This window comes from Streptomyces sp. SID13726 (assembly GCF_010548375.1).
Lineage (GTDB): Bacteria > Actinomycetota > Actinomycetes > Streptomycetales > Streptomycetaceae > Streptomyces.
Genome location: NZ_JAAGLY010000036.1, coordinates 35,372 through 59,351, shown reverse-complemented (window position 1 = coordinate 59,351; position 23,980 = coordinate 35,372). Strand labels below are relative to the sequence as shown.

General features: G+C 70.6%; 19 protein-coding genes and 2 tRNA genes. 4 read left to right on the top strand and 17 right to left on the bottom strand.

Going from position 1 to position 23,980, the window contains the following annotated elements; genetic code table 11:
* Window positions 1-62 precede the first annotated feature (62 nt).
* Both G3I78_RS44035 and lepA read right to left on the bottom strand, forming a co-directional pair.
* Entirely contained in the window at window positions 63-1,937 is a 1,875-nt protein-coding gene (locus G3I78_RS44035; protein ID WP_164435625.1) for an AMP-dependent synthetase/ligase, read from the bottom strand.
* A gap of 235 nt (window positions 1,938-2,172) precedes the next feature.
* Window positions 2,173-4,047, bottom strand: a complete 1,875-nt coding sequence (lepA, locus tag G3I78_RS44030) for a translation elongation factor 4 (RefSeq protein ID WP_164435623.1) — start codon at window positions 4,045-4,047, stop codon at window positions 2,173-2,175.
* A 196-nt stretch (window positions 4,048-4,243) separates the two neighbouring features.
* Between lepA and rpsT the strand changes: the two genes are divergently transcribed.
* Complete coding sequence (rpsT, locus tag G3I78_RS52480) at window positions 4,244-4,504, top strand: 30S ribosomal protein S20 (protein WP_164435621.1); 261 nt, start codon at window positions 4,244-4,246, stop codon at window positions 4,502-4,504.
* 429 nt (window positions 4,505-4,933) lie between these two features.
* Here the strand turns inward: rpsT and holA are convergent, their stop codons facing one another.
* The 8 genes from holA to leuS form a co-directional block, all read right to left on the bottom strand.
* Entirely contained in the window at window positions 4,934-5,920 is a 987-nt protein-coding gene (gene holA, locus G3I78_RS44020) for a DNA polymerase III subunit delta (protein WP_203616366.1), read from the bottom strand.
* 127 nt (window positions 5,921-6,047) lie between these two features.
* Window positions 6,048-6,293, bottom strand: coding sequence for a hypothetical protein (locus tag G3I78_RS44015; protein WP_164435619.1), 246 nt, complete (start codon window positions 6,291-6,293; stop codon window positions 6,048-6,050).
* An 81-nt stretch (window positions 6,294-6,374) separates the two neighbouring features.
* The gene (locus G3I78_RS44010; RefSeq protein WP_164435618.1) at window positions 6,375-7,229 is read right to left on the bottom strand and encodes an arylamine N-acetyltransferase; all 855 of its coding nucleotides are present in this window, start codon (window positions 7,227-7,229) and stop codon (window positions 6,375-6,377) included.
* A gap of 4 nt (window positions 7,230-7,233) precedes the next feature.
* On the bottom strand, window positions 7,234-9,873 hold the full coding sequence (locus G3I78_RS44005; RefSeq protein ID WP_164435616.1) for a ComEC/Rec2 family competence protein: 2,640 nt from the start codon (window positions 9,871-9,873) through the stop codon (window positions 7,234-7,236).
* Between the two features lie 122 nt (window positions 9,874-9,995).
* Entirely contained in the window at window positions 9,996-11,111 is a 1,116-nt protein-coding gene (locus tag G3I78_RS44000; RefSeq protein WP_203616364.1) for a ComEA family DNA-binding protein, read from the bottom strand.
* A 158-nt stretch (window positions 11,112-11,269) separates the two neighbouring features.
* Window positions 11,270-12,115 (bottom strand): DegV family protein, encoded by an 846-nt coding sequence (locus tag G3I78_RS43995; RefSeq protein WP_164435612.1) that lies wholly within the window; start codon window positions 12,113-12,115, stop codon window positions 11,270-11,272.
* A 72-nt stretch (window positions 12,116-12,187) separates the two neighbouring features.
* A complete protein-coding gene (locus G3I78_RS43990) occupies window positions 12,188-12,922 on the bottom strand; it encodes a hypothetical protein (RefSeq protein ID WP_164435610.1) in 735 nt (244 codons plus the stop codon).
* A 143-nt stretch (window positions 12,923-13,065) separates the two neighbouring features.
* On the bottom strand, window positions 13,066-15,942 hold the full coding sequence (gene leuS, locus G3I78_RS43985) for a leucine--tRNA ligase (protein WP_164435608.1): 2,877 nt from the start codon (window positions 15,940-15,942) through the stop codon (window positions 13,066-13,068).
* A gap of 503 nt (window positions 15,943-16,445) precedes the next feature.
* On the opposite strand from leuS, the gene G3I78_RS43980 reads away from it, so the two are divergent.
* Both G3I78_RS43980 and G3I78_RS43975 read left to right on the top strand, forming a co-directional pair.
* A complete protein-coding gene (locus G3I78_RS43980; RefSeq protein WP_164435600.1) occupies window positions 16,446-17,711 on the top strand; it encodes a cytochrome b/b6 domain-containing protein in 1,266 nt (421 codons plus the stop codon).
* Window positions 17,708-19,321, top strand: a complete 1,614-nt coding sequence (locus G3I78_RS43975) for an NADH-quinone oxidoreductase subunit NuoF family protein (protein ID WP_164435598.1) — start codon at window positions 17,708-17,710, stop codon at window positions 19,319-19,321. The genes G3I78_RS43980 and G3I78_RS43975 overlap by 4 nt, the downstream gene beginning before the upstream one ends.
* Before the next feature lie 148 nt (window positions 19,322-19,469).
* Here the strand turns inward: G3I78_RS43975 and G3I78_RS43970 are convergent.
* The 4 genes from G3I78_RS43970 to G3I78_RS43960 form a co-directional block, all read right to left on the bottom strand.
* A tRNA-Ala gene (locus G3I78_RS43970) sits at window positions 19,470-19,542 on the bottom strand.
* Window positions 19,543-19,641: 99 nt separating this feature from the next.
* Window positions 19,642-19,875 carry a hypothetical protein gene (locus G3I78_RS43965; protein ID WP_003976229.1) on the bottom strand — a complete coding sequence of 78 codons (234 nt, stop codon included), beginning with the start codon at window positions 19,873-19,875 and terminating at the stop codon, window positions 19,642-19,644.
* Between the two features lie 3 nt (window positions 19,876-19,878).
* On the bottom strand, window positions 19,879-20,052 hold the full coding sequence (locus tag G3I78_RS51410; protein WP_203616350.1) for a hypothetical protein: 174 nt from the start codon (window positions 20,050-20,052) through the stop codon (window positions 19,879-19,881).
* Between the two features lie 69 nt (window positions 20,053-20,121).
* Window positions 20,122-21,489: an MFS transporter gene (locus G3I78_RS43960; protein ID WP_343243998.1), complete on the bottom strand. Its 1,368-nt coding sequence runs from the start codon at window positions 21,487-21,489 to the stop codon at window positions 20,122-20,124.
* Between the two features lie 238 nt (window positions 21,490-21,727).
* On the opposite strand from G3I78_RS43960, the gene G3I78_RS43955 reads away from it, so the two are divergent.
* A complete protein-coding gene (locus tag G3I78_RS43955) occupies window positions 21,728-22,579 on the top strand; it encodes a helix-turn-helix transcriptional regulator (protein ID WP_164435596.1) in 852 nt (283 codons plus the stop codon).
* A gap of 23 nt (window positions 22,580-22,602) precedes the next feature.
* On the opposite strand, the gene G3I78_RS43950 is transcribed toward G3I78_RS43955, so the two are convergent.
* The 3 genes from G3I78_RS43950 to rsfS all read right to left on the bottom strand — a co-directional run bounded on the left by G3I78_RS43950 (window position 22,603) and on the right by rsfS (window position 23,869).
* Window positions 22,603-22,675: transfer RNA gene (locus G3I78_RS43950), tRNA-Ala, on the bottom strand.
* Window positions 22,676-22,769: 94 nt separating this feature from the next.
* Window positions 22,770-23,429, bottom strand: a complete 660-nt coding sequence (locus G3I78_RS43945; protein ID WP_164435594.1) for a histidine phosphatase family protein — start codon at window positions 23,427-23,429, stop codon at window positions 22,770-22,772.
* On the bottom strand, window positions 23,426-23,869 hold the full coding sequence (gene rsfS, locus G3I78_RS43940; protein WP_164435592.1) for a ribosome silencing factor: 444 nt from the start codon (window positions 23,867-23,869) through the stop codon (window positions 23,426-23,428). Before rsfS ends, G3I78_RS43945 begins: the two co-directional genes overlap by 4 nt.
* Window positions 23,870-23,980: the final 111 nt, after the last annotated feature.

The following is a 23,980-nucleotide window of genomic DNA, read 5'->3' as shown; positions in this document are numbered from 1 at the left end:
CGCGACAAGCCACGACGAACCGTAAGCCGCCAAGCAGTCCCCGCCACCCCTCCTCGGACGCGCTACGCCTCCCGCGACCCCGCGTACATCTCCTCGATCAGCGCCTTGTACTCCCGCTCCACAACAGGCCGCTTCAGCTTGAGACTAGGCGTGATCTCCCCGTGCTCCACATCAAGATCCCGCGGCAGCAACCGGAACTTCTTGATCGTCTGCCACCGCTGAAGCCCCTCGTTGAGCTGCTTCACATACCCCTCAACCATGGAGACGGTGACCGGCGCAGCGACGACCTCCGCGTATGGCTTTCCTTCGAGCCCGTTCTCCTTGGCCCAGTCGAGGATCGACACCTCGTCCAGCGCGATGAGCGCCGTGCAGAAGTTCCGGTCGGCCCCGTGCACCAGGATGTTGGAGACGTACGGGCACACCGCCTTGAACTGCCCCTCCACCTCGGCGGGCGCGATGTACTTGCCGCCGGACGTCTTGATGAGGTCCTTCTTGCGGTCGGTGATCTTCAGATACCCGTCGGGCGACAGTTCACCGATGTCCCCGGTGTGGAACCACCCGTCGGCCTCAAGGACCTCGGCCGTCTTCTCGGGCAGCCCGTGGTAGCCCTCCATGATCCCGGGGCCCCGTAGCAGGATCTCCCCGTCGTCCGCGATGCGTACCTCCGTACCGGGCAGCGGCTTGCCGACCGTGCCGGTGCGGTAGGCCTCCCCCGGGTTCACGAAGGAGGCCGCCGAGGACTCCGTGAGGCCGTAGCCCTCAAGGATGTGGATGCCGGCGCCGGCGAAGAAGTAGCCGATCTCGGGCGCGAGCGCGGCGGACCCGGAGACACAGGCCCGCAGGTTCCCGCCGAACGCCTCCCGGATCTTCGAGAAGACCAGCGCGTCGGCCACCTTGTGCTTGGCGCTCAGCCCGAAGGACGCCCCCGCGGTGCCGGTGCGCCGGAAGTTGTCCTGGCTCTCCTTGGCGTAGGCGCGGCCGACCTCGGCGGCCCACTGGAAGATCTTGTACTTGGCGCCGCCGCCCGCACGGGCCTTCGCGGCGACCCCGTTGTAGACCTTCTCGAAGATGCGCGGGACGGCCGCCATGTACGTCGGCTGCACGACCGGCAGATTCTCGATGATCTTGTCGACGCGGCCGTCGACGGCGGTGACGTGACCGACCTCGATCTGCCCGGAGGTGAGCACCTTGCCGAAGACATGGGCGAGCGGCAGCCACAGGTACTGCACGTCCTCGGCGCTGATCAAGCCGGTCGCGACGGTGGCCTTCGCCATGTAGGACCAGTTGTCGTGCGGCAGCCGTACGCCCTTGGGACGGCCGGTGGTGCCGGAGGTGTAGATCAGCGTCGCGAGCTGGTCCTTGGTGATCGCGCCGACCCGCTCCTTGACGAGGTCGGGGTCCTTCTCCAGCCGGGCGGCGCCCCGGGCCTCCAGCTCGGTGAGCGTGAGCACGAAGTCGCTGGTCTCCACGCCCGCCGGGTCGATCACCACGACATGGGTCAGCTCGGGCAGGTCGCCGCGCTTCTCGACCGCCTTGGCGAGCTGGGCCGCGTCCTCCGCGATCAGCACCCGGCTCTCGGAGTCGGAGAGGATGAACGCCGACTCGTCGGCGTTGGTCTGCGGGTAGATCGTGGTCGTGGCGGCGCCGGCGCACATGATGCCGAGGTCCGCGAGGATCCAGTCGATCCGGGTCGAGGAGGCGAGGGCGACCCGCTGCTCGGACCGCACCCCCAGCTCGACCAGCCCGGCCGCAATGGCGTACACCCGCTCCGCGGCCTGCGCCCAGCTCAGCGACTTCCAGTCGTCAGGACCCTGGCCGGAGGCCGCCGGCACCGGGTACCGGTAGGCCTCGGCGTCCGGCGTGGCCGCAACGCGCTCCAGGAAGACGGTCGCCACACTCGGCGGACGGTTCTCGATCAGGGTCTGTGTGTCGCTCACGACATCCTCCGGGGCCCGCGACAGTGCGGCTGGCTCTCAGGTTGCGGCTGTTGTTTAACTCGCGAGTAACTATCGAGCAGAGATCAGAGTAAAGCGCGGCCGACCGGTTCGTAAGGGGCGGCGGCCTGTCACTTCCCACAGAGCGCGACCCTACGGACGCGTAGGGGCCCGCCGCGCTTTCGCACGACGGACCCCTTTCCATCCGATTCGACAGCTAACCGGCTGTAACCCGCGGTTACTTCTTGCCCTTGCCCGACCCCGCGCTGTCATCGCTGGAGAGCACCGCGATGAAGGCCTCCTGCGGAACCTCCACGGAACCCACCATCTTCATCCGCTTCTTGCCTTCCTTCTGCTTCTCCAGCAGCTTCCGCTTACGGGAGATGTCACCGCCGTAGCACTTGGCGAGGACGTCCTTGCGGATGGCGCGGATGGTCTCGCGGGCGATGACCCGGGAGCCGATGGCGGCCTGGATCGGCACCTCGAAGGCCTGCCGCGGGATGAGCTCGCGCAGCTTGGCGACCAGGCGCACGCCGTAGGCGTAGGCCGCGTCCTTGTGCGTGATCGCCGAGAAGGCGTCCACCTTGTCGCCGTGCAGCAGGATGTCCACCTTGACCAGGGAGGACGTCTGCTCACCGGTGGGCTCGTAGTCCAGCGAGGCGTACCCGCGGGTCTTCGACTTCAGCTGGTCGAAGAAGTCGAAGACGATCTCCGCGAGCGGCAGCGTGTAGCGGATCTCGACCCGGTCCTCGGACAGGTAGTCCATGCCGAGCAGGGTGCCGCGCCGGGTCTGGCACAGCTCCATGATCGAGCCGATGAACTCGGTGGGCGCGAGGATCGTGGCTCGTACGACGGGCTCGTACACCTCGTTGATCTTGCCCTCGGGGAACTCGCTCGGGTTGGTGACGGTGTGCTCCGTACCGTCCTCCATCACGACCCGGTAGACCACGTTCGGCGCGGTCGCGATGAGGTCGAGCCCGAACTCGCGCTCCAGACGCTCACGGATCACGTCGAGGTGCAGCAGCCCCAGGAAGCCGACGCGGAAGCCGAAGCCGAGCGCGGCGGAGGTCTCCGGCTCGTAGACGAGCGCGGCGTCGTTGAGCTGGAGCTTGTCGAGGGCCTCGCGCAGCTCCGGGTAGTCGGAGCCGTCCAGCGGATACAGCCCGGAGAAGACCATGGGCTTCGGGTCCTTGTAGCCCCCGAGCGCCTCCGTGGCCCCCTTCGACTGGCTGGTGACGGTGTCACCGACCTTGGACTGGCGGACGTCCTTCACACCGGTGATGAGGTAACCGACCTCACCGACCCCGAGCCCGTCGGCGCCCAGCATCTCGGGCGAGTTGGTGCCGATCTCCAGCAGCTCGTGGGTCGCGCCGGTCGACATCATCTTGATGCGCTCGCGCTTGTTGAGCTGGCCGTCGATGACACGGACGTACGTCACGACACCGCGGTAGGAGTCGTAGACCGAGTCGAAGATCATCGCGCGCGCGGGCGCGTCCTTGACGCCGACGGGCGCCGGGATCTCCCGTACGACCTTGTCGAGCAGCGCGTCGACGCCGACCCCGGTCTTGGCGGAGACCTTGAGGACGTCCGCCGGGTCGCAGCCGATGAGGTTGGCCAGCTCCTCGGAGAACTTCTCCGGCTGCGCGGCCGGCAGGTCGATCTTGTTCAGTACGGGGATGATCTTGAGGTCGTTCTCCATCGCCAGGTAGAGGTTGGCGAGGGTCTGGGCCTCGATGCCCTGGGCGGCGTCGACGAGGAGGACGGTGCCCTCACAGGCGGCGAGCGACCGCGAGACCTCGTAGGTGAAGTCGACGTGCCCCGGAGTGTCGATCATGTTGAGGATGTGGGCCGTGCCCTGGTCGGGACCCTCGGTCGGGGCCCAGGGCAGCCGCACCGCCTGCGACTTGATCGTGATGCCGCGTTCGCGCTCGATGTCCATGCGGTCGAGGTACTGGGCGCGCATCTGGCGCTGGTCGACGACGCCGGTGAGCTGGAGCATCCGGTCGGCGAGCGTGGACTTGCCGTGGTCGATGTGCGCGATGATGCAGAAGTTGCGGATCAGCGCCGGGTCGGTACGGCTCGGCTCGGGCACATGGCTGGGGATCGCGGGCACGCAGGGTCCTGATTCTTGAGGCGTCCGCAGTGTCTGCGGTCTCGGGTCGGATCGATACGTAGCCTCCATGGTCCCACGGGCGGGGACCGGCGACCGGTTTGGGCCACTCGTGGGCCCGCTGGTAGTCTGGGCAGCTGTGTCTCATGCCCTCTCAGCGCGAGGCACACTTCGGAAAATTCAGAAAGAGAAGGCATTCGTGGCGAACATCAAGTCCCAGATCAAGCGGATCAAGACCAACGAGAAGGCTCGGCTGCGCAACAAGGCCGTCAAGTCCTCCCTGAAGACCGCGATCCGCAAGGCTCGTGAGGCCGCTGCCGCGGGTGACACCGAGAAGGCCACCGAGCTGCAGCGCGCTGCCGCGCGTGCGCTCGACAAGGCCGTCTCCAAGGGCGTCATCCACAAGAACCAGGCCGCCAACAAGAAGTCGGCGCTTGCTTCGAAGGTCACGTCCCTCTAAGGCCGACCACTCCTGATCTGACCGGCCCCGTTCTACGGGACCGAATCGCCGGAAGGACCCGAGCGGGCCCTCTCTCATCCGCTCCCGACCGGCCCCCAGAGCCTGTACGCGGCCTGCGTTCGCCACGCGGGTACGGGCTCGACAGCTTGCGCGAAGCCCCGGTGCACCGCCCTTCCCCAGGGCGGGACCGCCGGGGCTTTCGTGTGCTCTCAGCCCGGGGCCCGGCGCCCCGAAGGGGCGCGGGGAACTGCGCGACCAGCCACAACGCACGCCGCAAACGCCCTACGACAACACGCGGCACCCCCAAGCGCGCAACAGCACCCCTCCAGCAAGGCTGGCCAGAACCCCACCCCCACAGCCGGCCTCAACGCACCCGCACCCGCACCCGCACCCGCACCCGGGACGTAACCCCGAACACCGCTCAAATACCTACCGCCCCCGAGACCGAGCCGCCCGAGCAATCACCACAACCGCCTTCTCCAGCGCGTACTCCGGATCATCCCCCCCGCCCTTCACCCCCGCATCCGCCTCAGCAACCGCCCGCAACGCAACCGCCACCCCATCCGGCGTCCACCCCCGCATCTGCTGCCGCACCCGATCGATCTTCCACGGCGGCATCCCCAACTCACGCGCGAGATCCGCAGGCCGCCCACCCCGAGCCGACGACAGCTTCCCGATCGCCCGCACCCCCTGAGCCAACGCACTGGTGATCATCACCGGCGCCACCCCCGTCGCCAGCGACCACCGCAACGCTTCCAACGCCTCCGCGGCCCGCCCCTCCACCGCCCGATCCGCGACCGTGAAGCTCGACGCCTCGGCCCGCCCGGTGTAGTACCGCCCGACCACGGCCTCGTCGATCGTCCCCTCGACATCCGCGACCAACTGGGACACCGCGGACGCCAGCTCCCGCAGATCACTGCCGATGGAGTCGACGAGCGCCTGGCACGCCTCCGGCGTCGCGGACCGCCCGGTCGCCCGGAACTCCTGCCGCACGAACGCCAGCCGGTCCGCCGGCTTGGTCATCTTCGGACAGGCGACCTCCCGGGCCCCCGCCTTCCGCGCGGCGTCGAGCAGCCCCTTGCCCTTCACGCCCCCCGCGTGCAGCAGCACCAGGGTGATCTCCTCGGCGGGCGCCCCGAGATACCCCTTCACATCCTTGACGGTGTCGGCGGAGAGATCCTGCGCGTTGCGCACGACCACGACCTTGCGCTCCGCGAACAACGACGGACTGGTCAACTCGGCCAGCGTCCCCGGCTGCAACTGCTCCGAAGCCAGATCCCGCACATCCGTATCCGCGTCGGCGGCCCGCGCGGCGGCGACCACCTCCTGCACAACCCGGTCGAGCAACAGCTCCTCCTGCCCCACAGCGAGGGTCACAGGAGCGAGGGGATCGTCACCAGCACTCTTCTTTGCCATCCCCGACAGCATCCCACGCGGCACTGACAACACCGCAGCCGTCGCAACCGCCACACGCCCCGGCACCCCTCGAAGCCCGCCGCCCCACCCACACACCGCCCGCCTACCCCGGCCGAACCGCCGGAGGCTACGGCTCCTCCCGCCACCCCTCCCACTCCCCCACGAACGCGTCCAGCTCCCCAGGGTCCAGCCGCCCCGCCTCGTCCCGCAGCACGACCAGCCACTGCGCGTCCTCCGCGTCGTCCTCCCCCGCCAACGCGTCCCGGACGACTTGCGGCTCCTCCTTCACCCCGAACCGCTCCCGCAGCGCCTCGACGACCTCCTCCGCGCCATCCCGATCAGGCAGCACCAGCACATGTCGCACATCGCTCACGGACCCATTTTCCAGGTCGCCCCCGAAGAACCCGACCACCACCGCTCACACCCCACACCACTCCCCCGGATACGGCCCGCGTCAGCCGTCCTGCCCGGCATCCCGCACGACCGGCACCCGCCCCAACTCGATCCCGAACCTCTCCCGGTACACCGACAGCACCTCCTCGTCCGTCCCCAACTCCCGTTCCTCCCGCTCCCCGTCGGCTGTCGTCACCTTGAACGTCCGACCACTGAGCGTGATCCTCCCTCCGTCCTCCGTCACCTTGGAGCACACCAGTGACTGCGTGAAGTGCGAGGCCGGCGAGGTGCTGTGCCACCACGCCCCGGCCACGAAGTCACCGAGCACCCGGGGCCGCACCTCCAGCCGGTACTGGCTCTTGCCACCCATGAGGACATCCAGATCCTCGCCACCACCCCCGCCCTTCCGCTCCGCAACGCCCCCGCTCCGCACCCCCGCCGCGTCGGGCCCCGCCGCCACGATCCGGAAACTGCCGCCCGGGTCCTCCTGCTCACCCCGCGCCCCGAACTCCAGCGGATAGTGGCTGTGCGCCCCGAACCCGACATCGGCCAGCCACTCGCCCCCGTCCACCGTCCGCACCCGCAGCGCGAGATGGTCGTACGGAATCCCGAGCCGCCCCTCGTCCCCGTACACCCGCCCCGCGAGCAACGTGACGTCGAAGCCGAGCGCCCCGAGCAACGCCCCGAACGCCCCGTTCAGTTCGTAGCAGAACCCTCCCCTCCCGGCCCCCACCACCTTGTCCACCAGCCGCTTCTCCTCCAGCACGATCTCCTCGCCGAGGTGCACCGACAGGTTCTCGAAGGGCACGGTCCGCAGATGGCGCAGATGCAGCTCGCGCAGGACCTCCACGGTCGGCCACGCCGGATGCTGGACCCCCAGCCGGCTCAGATACGCGTCAACCTGTGTGGGATTCATACCTTCAGTCTCGCGCCACCCACAGCTCCCCGCCGCCCACGCGACCTCGCTCGCCGGTACCCCCGCTCACCCGACCTCCCACGCCGTCACCGGCGTCCCCGCCCACGCGTCCTCCCTCAACGCCACCGACGCCCTCGCCGGAGCCGACCACCGCCAGCGCCCCGTCCCGATCCGTCCGCAGCACCACCGCGCCGCCGGCCCGCAGCGCGGCGACCGTAGTGGGAGCGGGATGCCCGTACGAGTTGTCGGCCCCGACCGAGATGAGCGCGACCCGAGGCGCGACCTGGCGTATCAGTTCCGGGTCCTGGTACGCCGAACCATGGTGAGCCACCTTCAGCACATCCACCCCGGCCAGCCGCGCCCCCGCCGGCGATCTCAACAGCTCCTGCTGGGCCGGGGGTTCGAGGTCCCCGAGCAGGAGGAAGCGCAGCCCGGCCGACCGGACGAGCATCGTGACGCTGGCGTCGTTGGGCCCGTCCGCCGCCACGGCCGCAGGGCCGGCCGGGGGCCACAGCACCTCCCAGGACAGCGCCCCCGTACGCCGCTCCTCCCCGGCCACGGCCCGCGTCACCGGAATCCGCCGGGCCGCCGCCTCCCGGCGCACGAACTCGGCCTGGTCCACCGGCTCCTCGAACCCCGTCGTCTCGATCGCCCCCACCGAACGCCCCCGCAACACCCCGGGCAGGCCCGCCACATGGTCGGCGTGGAAGTGGGTGAGCACCACGAGCGGCACCTTGGTGATGCCGAGCGTGCGCAGGCAGTCGTCGACCAGGTTCGGATCGGGCCCGGCGTCCACGACCACGCCCGTACCCGCACCGGCCGCGAGCACCGTCGCATCGCCCTGCCCCACATCGCACATCGCCAGTCGCCAGCCCGGCGGCGGCCAGCCCGTGACCACCCGGGTCAACGGCGGCGGCTGCACCACCGCCAGCACGAACACCGCCGCGCAGACGGCACACCACCAGGGATGCCTCAGCAACCGCCGCCCGACGAGCAGCACGGCCCCCGTGACCAGGGCGAGCAGCAGCGCCCCGGTCCAGCTGCCCGGCCAGTCCACTCCCCCACCGGGCAGCGCCGCTCCGGTACGGGCGACGTCCGCGATCCACCCGGCCGGCCAACTCGCGCACCAGGCCAGCATCTTGGCCACCGGCATCGCCAACGGCGCCGCCGCCAGCGCCCCGAAGCCCAGCACCGTGGCCGGCGCGACCGCGAACTCCACGAGCAGATTGCACGGCACCGCCACCAGACTCACCCGCGCCGACAGCACGGCGACCACCGGCGCGCACAGAGCCTGCGCGGCGGCCGCGGCGGCCAACGCCTCCGCCAGCCTCGGCGGCACCCGACGCCGGCGCAGCGCGACGCTCCAACGCGGGGCCAGGGTGAGCAGGGCACCGGTGGCCAGGACGGAGAGCAGGAAGCCGTAACTGCGGGCCAGCCAGGGGTCGTAGAGCACCAGCAGCAGTACGGCCGTCGCCAGCGCCGGGATCAGCGACCTGCGGCGTCCGGTCGCGAGGGCGAGCAGCGCGACCGCTCCACAGGCCGCCGCCCGCAGCACACTCGGGTCCGGCCTGCACACCACGACGAATCCCAGCGTGAGCCCTCCGCCGAGCAGCGCGGTCGTCCGCAGGGACACCCCGAGCCGGGGCGCCAGCCCACGCCGCTCGACGAGTTGGGCCAGTCCGGGCGGTCCGATGAGCAGGGCGAGCAGGATCGTGAGGTTGCTGCCCGAGACCGCGAGCGTGTGCGCGAGGTCGGTCTCCTTGAACGCCTCGTCCAGCTCCGGCGTGATCCGCGCGGTGTCCCCGACGACCAGCCCCGGCAGCAACGCCCGCGCATCCGCGGGCAACCCGTCGGTGGCCTCCCGCAGCCCCGCCCGCAACCGCCCCGCGAACCTCTGTACCCCCGACGCCTCTCCCACCACCTCGGGCCCCGCCCGATCACGCACTCGCAGCACCGCCGCGACACGATCACCGCCCATCAGCGTCGGCGAGACCCGCGCGGTGACCCGCACCCGCGTGGACGGCAACAGCCCGAGCCACGGCGACCGAGCCGGTCCACCTTCGGCACCCGACGAACCGAGGCCCGCCGCACTCCCATCCGCACCCGCACCGCCTCCCGCCCCGGCCCCGGCCCCGGCGTCGACCATCACGAGCACCGGCGCCCGTGTCGCCACCACCTTCCCGTCCGCCGTCTCCACCCGCCGGACATCGGCGCCGATCAGGACGCTGGTAGGAGCGGCGTGATCACCGGTGATCCGGGGCCGGGTGAGCCGCGGGTCGGCGGTCACCTCGATCTCGGCGGTCACGGTGGCGTACTGCCGGGCCAGTTCGGGCACCGGCCCGCGCCGCAGATCGGCTCCATGCAGCCCGGCGGACGCGGCGGCCGCCGCCACACAGAGCAGTACCGCCGCCACCGGCACCCGACCTGACCGACCACCCCGCGCTCCGCGCCCCCTCCCCGACAACAACACGCAGGCCACGACGGCACACCCGACGACGAGCCCCGTGACCCACGCCGACGAAGCATCGAGGGCCAACGCGGCCGTCCCCCAGGCCGCGAGCGCCGGCGGCACGAGCCGCAGATCCGTCGGCCCCTCCTGCCGAGGGTGCGCATCCCCGAGCCGCTTCCCCGAGGCGGCGTGCACATCAGACCGCCGCCCACGCTCCCCACGCTCTCGGACACCCCCTCGCCGCCCCCTGCTCCCGCCCGCCTCAGCCGCACTCCGCGCCTCGCCCTCACGCCCGCCCGGCGCCCCCGCCCCGTACCTCATGGCCGTACGAGATTCCGCAGGTCGGCAAAGCGACGATCACCGATTCCGTTGACCTCCCGCAGTTCATCCACCGAGCGAAAACCACCGTGCTGCGTGCGGTAGTCGACGATGTGCTGGGCCAGGACGGGCCCGACGCCGGGCAAGGTGTCGAGCTGATCCACGGTGGCCGTGTTGAGCGAGACGGGAGCGGCCGGTCCGGCCCCCGCCATCCCACCCGCACCCGAGCCCGCCGAACCCCCGGCAACAGGACCCCCCACCGCAGGCGCAACCGCCCCACCCACGATCACCTGCTCCCCATCCACGAGAAACCGCGCCCGATTCAACGCATCGGTGTTCGTCCCCGGCCGCACCCCGCCGGCCGCCCGCAACGCGTCGGCCACCCGCGAACCGGCCGGCAGCCGATGAATCCCCGGCTCACGGACCTTGCCGCTGACGTCCACGACGATCTCGGCCCCGACCGGCGGCCCGGCCGAGGCCCCAGCCGCCCCAGCGGCCCCAGCCGAAGTCCCGCCCGGCACGGCCGACTCCGCCTCTCCACCCCGCCCGCTCTCCCCGAACGGAGCGGCCGCACGCACCACTTCGGGCGCCTGCACGGACTGTGTCCGCCCGGTCCAGAAGTGCTGAGCCGCGAAGACCCCGGCCACGACCAGCAGCACCGACAGCGCGAGCACGTTCCGCCGTTCCAGCCCGCACCGCGTCTGCAACCACACCGGCATCCGCTCCCGCAGAGCAGCCCCGAACCGCCCCGGTCGAGGGCCGTCCAGGGATCCGAAGTCCGACCGAGTCCCATCCACGGAACCGAAGTCCGGCCGATCGTCTTCTTCACCGGCAGCCCCAAGCCCCGCACCCACCACCCCGTCGTCCACTCGCCGTCCGCCCTCACCGAACGGTGGCCCCTTCCCCGAATCCCTTCGCTCCCCCACCCGTTCGGCGAAGAGCACCTCCGCCCGCCGACGGAGCTCGTCCGCCGAAGCCGCACGCCCGTTCCGCTGCGGATGCCGAACCCGGCCGCGTGTACGCGCACGGGGAGAGCGATGCCGTGCGCGCCCGTCGGAATACGGACCGCGCCCCGGCCCACTGGTCGCTGTACCTGAACGTGTTCGAAGTGCCATGCGCCGAGCATCGGCCACATCCGCACTCTCGCGATGATCTTGGTCAATTCCCGGGGATTACCCACCGGTTGTGGATAACTCCGCCACCCACACGGGTGACGAGCCCACCTCCGAAAGAACCGAAAGACCCGAAAGCCCCGACAGACCCACCGCGCTCGTCACCGAGGCGAGACCACAACCCCCAACAACCCAGGCCCGGTATGCGCCCCGATAACCGCCCCGACCTCGCTCACATGCAGATCGGCAAGCCCCGTCACCCGCGCCCGCAGCCGGTCCGCGAGGGCCGACGCCCGGTCGGGGGCGGACAGATGGTGCACCGCGATGTCGACGGGTGCGCTGCCGGCCCGGTCGGCGGCGATCTCCTCCAGGCGAGCGATGGCCTTGGACGCCGTCCGTACCTTCTCCAGGGGCTCGATCCGCCCGCCGTCGAGCTTCAGCAGCGGTTTGACGGCGAGCGCGGAGCCGAGGAGCGCCTGGGCGGCCCCGATCCGGCCGCCGCGGCGGAGGTAGTCGAGGGTGTCGACGTAGAAGTAGGCGGAGGTGCCCGCGGCCCGTTTCTCGGCGGCCGTGACCGCCTCGTCCACCGTGCCGCCCGTCTCTGCGGCCTCGGCGGCGGCGAGCGCGCAGAAGCCGAGGGCCATCGCGATCATCCCGGTGTCGACGACGCGCACCGGGACCGGCGCCTCGCGCGCCGCCATGACCGCCGCGTCGTAGGTGCCGGAGAGTTCCGCGGACAGGTGCAGCGAGACGATGCCGGTGGCGCCGGACTCGGCGACCTTGCGGTAGTGCTCGGCGAAGAGCTGGGGGCTGGGTCGCGAGGTCGTCACGGGGCGCCGCTTCTGGAGCGCCTGGGCCAGCGACCGGGTCGAGATCTCGGTGCCCTCTTCCAGCGCGCGGTCTCCGAGGACCACGGTCAGGGGTACCGCTGTGATGCCGTGCCGCTCCATCGTCCCCTGCGGCAGGTAGGCCGTTGAATCCGTGACGATCGCGACATGGCGGGACATGAGCTGGAGGTTACCTGCCGTAGCGTCGAGGCGGCAGCCCGGCCCCTGTCACCCGGGGCTGCCGAGTCCGGATCAAGTCGTGCTCTCGGGACGGGGCTTCTTCTGCCAGGGATAGGCGGGGCGCGGCCCGGTCGGGTCGATGGCGGGCCGCGTCGGCTCCTCGGCGGTGCGGGAGCGGGGTGTCTCGGGCCAGGTCTGCCGATCGGTGCTGTTCCCGGCGGCGGGGGCCTCGGGCCACGGGGGCGGCGCCTCGGCGGGCTCGGTCTTCGTCCAGTGCCGGAGGGCGCCGGACTCGACGTCGATCTGCGCGCTGAGGGTGTCGAGGTCGTCGTCGGCGAACCTGCGGGCGCGGTCACGGGCCGCCCAGCGCAGGGAGTCCGCGGACTGTGTGACGCGCTCGGTGCGCTCCCGCAGGCCGGGCAGCCGCTCGGCGAGCCTGGCGCGGTCGGGCTCGGACTCCAGGCGCTTGAGTTCGCCGTCCAGTTCGTGGCCGTGGGAGCTGAGCCGCTGGAAGAGGCCGAGGGACTCCTTGAGGGACTCGTCCTCGGCCGCGCCCGCGTGCAGCGCGTCCTGGGTGGCCCGCATGGAGGTGCGCAGCTTCAGCCGCAGCTGGGCCAGCTCGCCGGCGGGACCGAGCTGGGTGAAGGACTTGGCCCGCAGGGTGTGGTCCTCGACCGTGCGCCTGGCCTGGGTGATGGTGCGGTCCACACCGCGCTTGGCGGCACCGACCACCTTCACCGTCGCGTACACGCCGAGCGCCACGAAGAGCACGAAAAGCAGGGCCACGATCGCGATCACTGCTTCCACGAAACTCCTCCTCCACCCGGCCGGCGGTTGCCGTGCCGCTCCTCCAAGATAAACGCGACGGGCAGGCCCGGAGTTCCGGAGGAACCCCGAACCTGCCCGCACGAGACCCTTAGGGGGCGTGACACCGCAACGGCGTTCAGGCGCTACGCCGGAACGATGTTCACCAGCTTCGGCGCCCGCACGATCACCTTGCGGATGCCCGCGCCGTCCAGCGCGGCCACGACCTTCTCGTCGGCCAGCGCGACCTTCTCCAGCTCGTCGTCGGAGATGGCGGGCGAGACCTCCAGGCGGGCCTTGACCTTGCCCTTGATCTGGACGACACAGGTCACCGTCTCGTCCACGACGTACGCCGGGTCGGCGACCGGGAAGTCCCGGTGGACGACCGAGTCGGTGTGGCCCAGCTTGTGCCACAGCTCCTCGGCGACGTGCGGGGCCAGCGGCGCGATCAGCAGCACCAGCGACTCGGCGACCGGGCGGGCGACCGCGCCGCCGACCTTGGTCAGGTGGTTGTTCAGCTCGGTGACCTTGGCGATGGCGGTGTTGAAGCGCAGGCCCTCCAGGTCGTGGCGCACCCCGTCGATCGCCTTGTGCAGGGCACGCAGCGTCGATTCGTCGGGCTCGGCGTCGACGACGGTCACCTCGCCGGTGGCCTCGTCGACGATGTTGCGCCACAGCCGCTGCAGCAGCCGGTACTGGCCGACCACCGCGCGGGTGTCCCACGGCCGGGAGACGTCCAGCGGGCCCATCGCCATCTCGTACAGGCGCAGGGTGTCGGCGCCGTACTCCTCGCAGATCGCCTCGGGGGTGACGGCGTTCTTCAGGGACTTGCCCATCTTGCCCAGCTCGCGCTTGACGGGCTCGCCGGCGTGGAAGAACTGGCCGTCGCGCTCCTCGATCTCGGCGGCCGGCACCGGGAAGCCCCGGCTGTCGCGGTAGACGAAGGCCTGGATCATGCCCTGGTTGAACAGCTTGTGGAACGGCTCGGCGGAGGAGACGTGGCCCAGGTCGAACAGGACCTTGGACCAGAAGCGCGCGTACAGCAGGTGCAGCACGGCGTGCTCGGCGCCGCCGACGTACAGGTCGACACCGCCGTGCGGCTGACCCTCGCGCGGGCCCATCCAGTACCGCTCGATCTCCGGGTCGACCAGTACGGAGTCGTTGTGCGGGTCCAGGTAGCGCAGTTCGTACCAGCAGGAACCGGCCCAGTTGGGCATGGTGTTGGTCTCGCGGCGGTACGCGCGCGGGCCGCGGCCGTCGCCCAGGTCCAGGGTGACGTTGACCCAGTCCTCGTTGCGGGACAGCGGGGTCTCCGGGGAGGTGTCCGCGTCGTCCGGGTCGAAGGTGCGGGGCGAGTAGTCCTCGACCTCGGGCAGCTCCAGCGGCAGCATCGACTCGGGCAGCGAGTGGGCGATGCCGTCCTCGTCGTAGACGATCGGGAAGGGCTCGCCCCAGTAGCGCTGGCGGCTGAACAGCCAGTCGCGCAGCCGGAAGTTGACGGTGCCCTCGCCGATGCCCTTGCGGGCCAGCCACTCGGTGATGCGCGCCTTGGCGTCGGCGACGCCCAGGCCGTCCAGCGAGATCTCGTCGTTGGCGGAGTTGACCAGCTTCGCGTCGTAGGACCCGAAGGCGTTCTCCCACGTCGAGGTGTCGGTGCCGCGGCCGTCGGTGGGCTCCACGACACAGCGGATCGGCAGCTCGAAGGCGCGCGCGAAGTCGAAGTCGCGCTGGTCGCCCGCCGGTACGGCCATGATCGCGCCGGTGCCGTAGCCCATCAGGACGTAGTCGGCGATGAAGACGGGGATCTGCTCGCCGTTGACCGGGTTGGTGGCGAACGCTCCGGTGAAGACGCCGGTCTTGTCCTTGGCCTCGGCCTGGCGCTCGACGTCCGACTTGGAGGCGGCCTGCGCGCGGTAGGCGGCGACGGCCTCGGAGGGGGTCGCGTGACCGCCGGTCCACACGTCGTGCGTGCCCTCGGGCCACACGGCCGGCGTGAACTTCTCGACCAGCGGGTGCTCGGGGGCCAGCACCATGTAGGTCGCGCCGAACAGGGTGTCCTGGCGCGTGGTGAAGACCGTGATCGCCTCGCCGTCGATGGGGAAGTCGACGCGGGCGCCCTCGGAGCGGCCGATCCAGTTGCGCTGCTGCAGCTTGATGGCCTCGGGCCAGTCCAGCTCGTCCAGGTCGTCCAGCAGGCGGTCGGCGTACGCGGTGATCCGCATGTTCCACTGACGCAGCTTGGACTTGAAGACCGGGAAGTTGCCGCGCTCGGAGCGGCCGTCGGCGGTGACCTCCTCGTTGGCCAGCACGGTGCCCAGGCCCGGGCACCAGTTGACCGGCGAGTCGGAGGCGTAGGCCAGGCGGAACCCGCCCAGGACGTCGGCCCGCTCGGCAGCGGTCAGCTCGCTCCACGCGCGCGTGTGCCCGGGTACGGCACGCTCACCGGACTCGAACCGCGCGATCAGCTCGGAGATCGGGCGGGCCTGCTTCGCCTCGTCGTCGTACCAGGAGTTGAAGATCTGCAGGAAGATCCACTGGGTCCACTTGTAGTAGTCCGGGTCGATCGTGGCGAACGACCGGCGCTTGTCGTGGCCCAGGCCCAGCCGGCGCAGCTGGGACTTCATGTTGTTGATCGCGGCCTCAGTGGTGATCCGCGGGTGCTCGCCGGTCTGCACGGCGTGCTGCTCGGCGGGCAGGCCGAACGCGTCGAAGCCCAGGGTGTGCAGGACGTTGTGGCCGGTCATCCGCTGGAAGCGGGCGAAGACGTCGGTGGCGATGTAGCCCAGCGGGTGGCCGACGTGCAGACCCGTGCCGGAGGGGTACGGGAACATGTCCATGATGAACTTCTTGGGCCGGGCCACGACCGCGGGGTCGCCCGCCAGGTCGCCCTTGGGGTTCGGCGCCGCGTAGGTGCCGTCGGCGTCCCAGAAGTCCTGCCAGCGTGCCTCGATCTCGGCCGCGACGGCGGCCGTGTAGCGGTGCGGCGCGGCCACTTCGGCGGCAGCGGGGTTCGTCTCGCTCATGGTCCTCAAAGCTCCATCGATCGTCTCTGCCAGCGGCTGTGTCGTCCGGAAACGAAAAATCCCCTCGCACAGGAGGGGACGCCGCGCCGATTCCGACCACGTCTTCACCGGTGGTCGGGACTGATCAGCGCGGCTCGCTAAGCAGAAGGCGTACGGCACGCATGGCGTCAGAGTACCGCAGCCGTTGAGCAAGCCGCGACGAGCTTACGTATGCCTCTTTGGCACCGGGTGCCGCACTCGCCGCCGCAGTCGAGCGCAATCGTCCGATCCGACAGGAACTGAACCAAGGTCAAGGATTACTTCGCGTAACAGCCACTAAGGGGCATCACAACAGCCCCATAGTCGTTTGATAACAACGCAATAACTCAAACGCCGTACCCATCGGTATGGCGCCACTTAGAGTGCGGCAGCGGGACCGCCTTCCCGAACCGCTCGGAGTTGCCCCCATGAACCCTCGTAGTAGTAACAGCACGCTCCCCAGGACGGGCCGGTCGGCCTATGGGGTGGCGACTGCCGTCTTTCTGCTGGCCATCCCTCTGGTCGTGGTGTACGGAGGCGTCTGGCTCCAGGACTTCCTCAACTTCGGGGCGGGCGTGGTGACGCTTGTCCTGCTCACCTGCTCCGTGATCTGGGGGCTCGTCGCACAGGACCGGTTGATCCTCAACACCCGCCAGCGCATCGTCGCCCAGGGCGTGCACCGGATCACCGCCGTGGGCTCGATCGCGTTCCTTCTGCTGCACATCGGGATCAAACTCACCCTTGAGCACACGACGTGGATCGCCGCGTTCATCCCGTTCGGGCTCGGCTTCAGCAGCAGCGGCGGCCTCATCGGCCTCGGCACCCTGGCCGGCCAGCTCATGATCTTCGTCGGCATCACCGGCGCGCTGCGCAACCGCTTCGCCTCCCCGGCCCCGGTGGCGGCCCGCTGGCGGGCGATGCACATGCTGGCCTACCCGGCCTGGTGCGCCGGACTGGTCCACGGGCTCTACGCGGGTCGCGCGGTGAAGGCCCCGATCTTCACGTACATGTACGCGCTCTGCGTGCTCGGCGTCATCGTGGCCCTCGCCCTGCGCGCGGCACCGCGGCCGTTCAAGCGCAGGGTCACCGACCGGATCGCCATGCTCCTCGGCGCCGAGGAGCGGCCGGGCCGCGAGGAACTGGAGGCCAGCCGCGCCAGGAGGGCCGCCGAGTCCGCCGCTCCGGGCCGCGAGAGCCGCCGCCCCGCCGAGTCCTCGGGCCGGCGCTCCGAGTCCGCCCTGCCCGGCTACGAGGGCCTGGGACAGACCGGCTCCATACCCGCCTACCAAGCGGGACCCGAGACCGCGGGCAGCGGGTTCGCCGCCGCGTACCGCGCCGTGACACCGAACGCGCAACAGCCCTTCGACACCGGCCAGACCGCCCGCATGGACATGCCGATGGACACGCAGGCCACGGAGGCCATCCCGCGCGTGGACAACGGCGGCAGCACCTCCGGCAGCTGGCCCATCCCGTTGCCGCCGCCGGTCGGCGAGGCACCGCCCTCCGCCTACGACCCGCTCCAGGACACGGGATACAACATCCCCACCTATGGCGGTAATTCGGGCACGGCCAGCTATCTCACGAGTGATGTGCGCGACACAGGTGAGTCGAACACCCCTTATGGCGCGTACAACCCGAACGACACGTACAACAGCGGTCCCGCCACTGATCAGACGTCCGGTCAGTCGTACGACTTCGACTCACCGGGCTCGGGCGAACCTTGGAACACGCCTTCCGGAGGCTATAGGTGAACGAGGCCCTGCCCGACGTCCCAGAAGTCCGCGTGGTCGGTCTTCCTCAGCTCACGTCGGGCTTCGACCTTGTCGAACGACTTGACCTGCCCATGCACCTGAAGGTGCACGGGCCGCTCGAACCCATGGGCGGCGAACAGCTCGCGAAGCTGTCCGAAGCCATCAACCTGAAGGGGCGCGGCGGCGCCGGCTTCCCCTTCCACAAGAAACTGCGCTCGGTCGCCGAAGCGGCCATCAAGCGCGGTGTACGGCCCGTCGTGGTCGTCAACGGCAGCGAGGACGAACCGGCCTGCCGCAAGGACACGGTGCTCATCAACCGTGCCCCGCACCTCATCCTGGACGGCGCCCTCCTGGCCGCCGAAGCCCTGGGTGCCCGCACGCTCGTGGTGGGGGTCACCCGGGAGTCCACACAGCGCTCCATGGAGGCCGCCCTCGCCGAGCGCGGCCTCAGCAACGGCCGCAGGTCGGCTCTACGCGCACGCGTGCAGCGCAACCCCGTGCGCATGGTCACCGGAGCGGCGGCCTCGCTGATCCGCTCCATCGACGGCGGCCCGGCCATCCCGCCCGGCCGCAAGATCAGCGCCTCCCAGAGCGGCGTCGGCGGAGCGCCGACCCTGCTGTCCAACGCCGAGACCTACGCGCAGCTGGCCATCGCCGCGCGCATCGGCCCGGAGCGCTACGGCAACACCGGCCTGTACGACGAGCCCGGCACCGTCATGCTCACGGTCTCCGGCGCCGTCGCGCGCCCCATGGTGATCGAGGTCCCGACCGGCGTACCGCTGCGCTACGTCCTTCAGTTGGCCGGCGCCCCGCCGGTCCCGCAGGGCGTCCTGACCGGCGGCTACCACGGCAAGTGGATCGACGCGGCGACGGTCAACGAGGCGGTCGTCTCCCGCAACTCCCTGGATGCCGTGGGCGGAGCGCTCGGCGCCGGCGCGATCCTGCCGATCACCCAGGAGACCTGCCCGCTGGGCGAATCGCTGCGTGTGGCCCAGTGGTTGGCCGAGGAGAGCGCCGGCCAGTGCGGTCCCTGCTACCTCGGCCTGCCGGCCGCCGCGCGCGGCATGGAGGACATCCTCAACGGCGGCGGTCCGGCCGCTCTGGAGGCGCTCAAGCAGGTCGCCAAGAACGTGAAGCGGCGCGGGGCGTGCTCGCACCCGGACGGCTCCGCGATGTTCCTGGAGTCGACCATCAAGGCGTTCACGGACGACCTGGCGGCCCATGTCCTCGGCAACGGCTGCGGACGGCCCGTGGAGGGCGTTCTGCCGCTCTTCGAGGGCGGCCAGATGCCGACGGGCATCCCGGGCGGCGGCGAGGCCGAGGAGACCGGCCCCAGCCGTCAGAAGATCTACGTCGACTGGACGCTGTGCCGGGGTCACGGCCTGTGCGCCGACATCCTCCCCGAGGTCTTCGAACTCGGCGCCGACGGCTTCCCGACGGTCGCGCAGGCCCAGGTGCCGCGCTACGCCGAGGCCAAGGCCCTGCGTGCGGTGCGCCGTTGCCCCGCGCTGGCCCTGCGCCTCGAAGAGGAGGCACCGCGCGACAAGGCCCCCGCCAGGAACCTGCCGGTCCTCTCCCAGGGCCGCGGGCGGCGAGCACTGGGCCGCTGAGGCAGCACTGGCTGCTGAGGCAGCACTGAGGGGGCCGCCCGATCCGGGCGGCCCCCTCAGTCGTACGCGAGACAGTCGTATGCGAAACAACTGCCCCTGAAAACGCAAGAATCCCGCCGGATCAAGATGATCCGGCGGGATCTTTCTGTGGAGCTAAGGAGATTTGAACTCCTGACCCCCTGCATGCCATGCAGGTGCTCTACCAACTGAGCTATAGCCCCGTGCGGTGTTCCGTCCGGTTTCCCTGGCGGCGACGCCAACATTACACGGTCCACCGGGGGGAACACCAAATCGTTTCCCTGCGGGCGGCAGGGACGACGTCAAGCCGTCACGAACGAGTAGAACCGCTTCAGCGTGCAGTGTTCCTCAAGGAGCCGGCCGTAGATCGGCTCGCCTTCGAGTTCACGGTACGTCTCGATGGGGTCGCCTTTTATGATCAGCGCCCGCGCGCACTCCTCGCACCAGTACTGGTAGTCGGGATTGACCGGCTCCATGTCCCGCACGATCGGCGTCCCGCTGCCGCACCAGTCGCACTTTCGCCTGTGTGCACCCATCGATCAGCTCCAGCTGTGGCCGCAGGCCGTGCACACGTAGGAGATTCCGCCGTTGTCGCCGAGTACTTGGGCGACGTGGCCGGAACCGCAGGAAGGGCAGATGAGGCGGACCGTCGTATCCCTTGTCGATGCCGCTTCGCGGAGGTGGCCGACCTCCACGAGGATGCTCGCAGGCATCACTACTCCCTCCCGTCGGGCCGCGCCCCCTTCCGGCCGTTTGATTCTGCCACGGCCGGACCAATACGGTCAGCGACGCCTGAGTACCAGTCCGGACACGGCGCCCACCGCGGCGGTCCCGGTCAGCGCGAACATGCACGCCAAAAGCGCCTCCGCAGAGGTATACGCCTCAGAGGGGCCGAGTGACTCAAGTCGGTTCAAGAAGAGTGTGCCGAAGCCCGCGACACCGATCAGCTGACCGAGCTGGGCGACCGTGGCGAGCAGCCCGCTGGCGTCCGCAGCGTACTGGGGCGGCACCGTCGCCAGGGCCTTGGTGAGCGTGGGGCTGAAGCCGAGCGCGAGCCCGGCGCCCAGACCGGCGTACGCCACGTACAGCGCGGCGCCTCCCCCGCCGCCGTCCTTCAGCGCGAGCCCCACGCCCAGCGCGGCCAGCGCGGTGACCACGAACCCGGCGGGCGTCAGCAGCCGCTGCCAGGACGCGGGCCAGCGGCGCCAGGTCAGTCCGACGACCCCGAAGATCACCGCGGTCGGCGCGAACGACAGTCCGGCCCGCAGCGCGCTGTATCCGAGGCCGCCCTGCACGTACAGGGTGAGCACGAACAGGAAGCCGCCGTTGACGGCCATGACCGCCATGATCCGGAAGACGGCGAGGCCCGTTCCGGGATGGCGCAGCACGCTCGGCGTGATCAGCGGGGCGCCGCCGCGCCTGGCCAGCCGGGACTCGTAGCCGCAGAAGACGGCGAACAGGACGGCGGCGGCCACCAGGGACAGCCAGGACCACAGCGGCCAGTCCTCCTCCTGCCCGAGCACCAGCGGCACCGTGCACAGCGACACGGCGGCGCCGAGCAGCACCAGGCCGGGCAGGTCGAGACCGCGCGTCCGGTCCCGGGGCACCGTACGGTCCCGGGGCAGCAGGACGCGCGTTCCCACGGCCAGCAGGACCAGGCCGACCGGGACGTTCACGAGGAACACCGGCCGCCAGCCGGTCCCGAACAGGTCGGCGCTGACCAGGACTCCGCCGACGACCTGTCCGGCGGCGGCACCGACGGCGATGACCGCCGAGTACACACCGAGCGCCTTCATCCGGGCCTCGCCGGTGAAGGTGCGCTGGATCAGGCTGAGCACCTGCGGGATCATCACCGCCGAACCGGCGCCCTGCACCAGCCGGCAGGCGATCAGCTCGGTGGCGCCCTGCGCGAGACCGCAGGCGAGCGAGGCTGCCGTGAACAGGGCGAGCCCGGCGAGATGGACCCGGCCGTGCCCGAACCGCTCGCCGAGCCGGGCGCCGGTGATCAGCAGCACCGAGTAGGTGATGGCGTACCCGGCGATGACGAGTTGCAGCTCGGCGTCCGAGGCGTGCAGGTCGGTGCCGATCGTCGGGGCCGCCACGTTCACGATGAACACGTCGAGCAGGGCCATGAACTGGGCGGCGAGCACCAGCGCCAGCAGCGGCCGGGCCCGGTTGTCAGTGCCGGGTGCTTCACTTTGGTCAGGTGGGAGAACGGAGGCGGGACCTAGTCCCGTCCGGGGTGTGGTCGTCATGCCGTCGAGCTTGAGGACATCCCGGTACGGGTGCCGAGAGCCCGCTGATGCTGGTACTGCCAGCACCTGGCAAGCGCCGGGTGCGGCACCGAGGATGGTCGTGACGGGGGACGTGGCGATGGGGGACGCAACGATGACGACGACACAGCGGCGACGGCCCGAGCTGGCCTCGTTCCTGCGCAGCAGGCGGGCCCGGGTGACCCCGGCGGACGTCGGCATGCCGCCGGGCCTCAGGCGCCGCACCCCGGGCCTGCGCCGCGAGGAGGTCGCCCAGCTCTCCGGCGTCGGCGTGACCTGGTACACCTGGCTGGAGCAGGGCCGGCCGATCAACGCGTCCGCGCAGGTCCTGGACGCCGTGGCCCGCACCCTGCGGCTGGACGCGCCCGAGCGGGAGCATCTGTACCGGCTCGCGCAGGTGCCGTTCCTCCCGGACCCGGAGGGCCTGACCCGGTCGACGGGCCCCGAGGTGCAGGGCATCATCGACGCCCTCGCCCCGCTCCCGGCCGTCGTCTACAACTCGCGCTACGACATCCTGGCGACGAACTCCGGCTACCGGGACCTGTTCCTGATCCCGGAGATCATCGAGATCGGGGTGGCCAACGCGCTGTGGGCCCTGTTCACGGTGTCCGACGAGGCCTGTCCGCTGCTGCACCGGGAGCGTGAGCTGCCGGTGATGGTGGCGACGCTGCGGTCCTCGTACGGCAGACATGTAGGCGAACCGGCCTGGGAGGGCTTCATATCCGCGCTGGCGTCGGCCAGCGCGCACTTCGCCGAGCTGTGGGCGAGCGGAGAGGTGGTCCAGCCCGGGCCCAGGGTGAAGACGTTCCGGCACCGGGCGGTGGGCGAGCTGCGGATGACGTCCCAGTCGCTGTCGATCGACGGGATGCCCGAGTGCCGGATCGTGGTCTACACACCGGAGGACGAGGAGACACGTGAAAACTCCCGCCTCCTGACGGAGACGGGATCGTCATCAATCGATCTTTGACAACTCAACAGAGTGTCGATCTGTGGAGCTAAGGAGAATTGAACTCCTGACCTCCTGCATGCCATGCAGGCGCTCTACCAACTGAGCTATAGCCCCGAGCGTTCTTCCCGCTCCGCGGGCCGAACAAGAAGAACTTTAGCCTGCGCCCTGCCGGAAAGTGAAATCCGGTCCGGGGCCCCCGGAGGAGCCCTCAGTCGTCGTCGCCGAGCACCGGCTCCGGGAGGGTGCCGGCGTTGTGCTCCAGCAGTCGCCAGCCGCGGGCGCCCTGGCCGAGGACGGACCAGCAGCAGTTGGAGAGGCCGCCGAGACTCTCCCAGTGCGTGGGTTCCAGACCGAGCAGCCGTCCGATGGTGGTGCGGATCGTGCCGCCGTGGCTGACCACGACGAGGGTGCCGTCCTCGGGGAGCTTCTCGGTGTGCCGGAGCACGACGGGGGCGGCGCGGTCGGCGACCTCCGTCTCCAGTTCGCCACCGCCGCGGCGCACCGGCTCACCGCGCTTCCACGCGGCGTACTCGTCGCCGTGCCGGGCGATGATCTCCTCGTGCGTCAGCCCCTGCCAGACGCCCGCGTAGGTCTCGCGCAGGCCCTCGTCGTGGGCCACGTCGAGGCCGGTGACCGCGGCGAGCTCGGCGGCCGTGTTCGCGGCCCGCTTGAGGTCGGAGGCGACGATCGCGTCGGGCTGGAGGGAGGCCAGTAGCCGGGCCGCGCGACGGGCCTGGCCGACGCCGGTCTCGGTGAGCTCGACGTCGGTGCTGCCCTGGAAGCGGCGCTCCACGTTCCAGGAGGTCTGGCCGTGCCGCCACAGGATGACGCGGCGGCCCCGGCCCTCGCGGTCGGCGGGAGCGGTCACCGCGGGTCCCCGAACTCGGTGTCGTCCTCCTCGGCGCGGAGCTTGGCGTGCTCCTCGCCCTTGCCGCGGGTCGCCTTGGCGTCGGCCGGCAGCTCCAGCTCGGGGCAGTCCTTCCACAGCCGCTCCAGGGCGTAGAAGACCCGCTCCTCGCTGTGCTGGACGTGGACGACGATGTCGACGTAGTCGAGGAGGACCCAGCGGGCCTCGCGGTCGCCCTCGCGGCGCACCGGCTTGGCGCCGAGCTCCTTGGAGAGCCGCTCCTCGATCTCGTCGACGATCGACTTGACCTGGCGGTCGTTGGGCGCGGAGGCGAGCAGGAAGGCGTCGGTGATCGACAGGACGTCGCTGACGTCGTAGGCGATCACGTCATGGGCGAGCTTGTCGGCGGCCGCCTGGGCGGCGGCGTTGATGAGCTCGAGGGAACGGTCAGTGGCGGTCACTACAAGGCTTTCGGTCGGCGGTCACTTGACACCAAGGGTCTCACGGACCGCCGACGGCACCCCACGTGATTGTTCTGATCACGTGGGGCACCTCGGGAGACACCGCTTCCG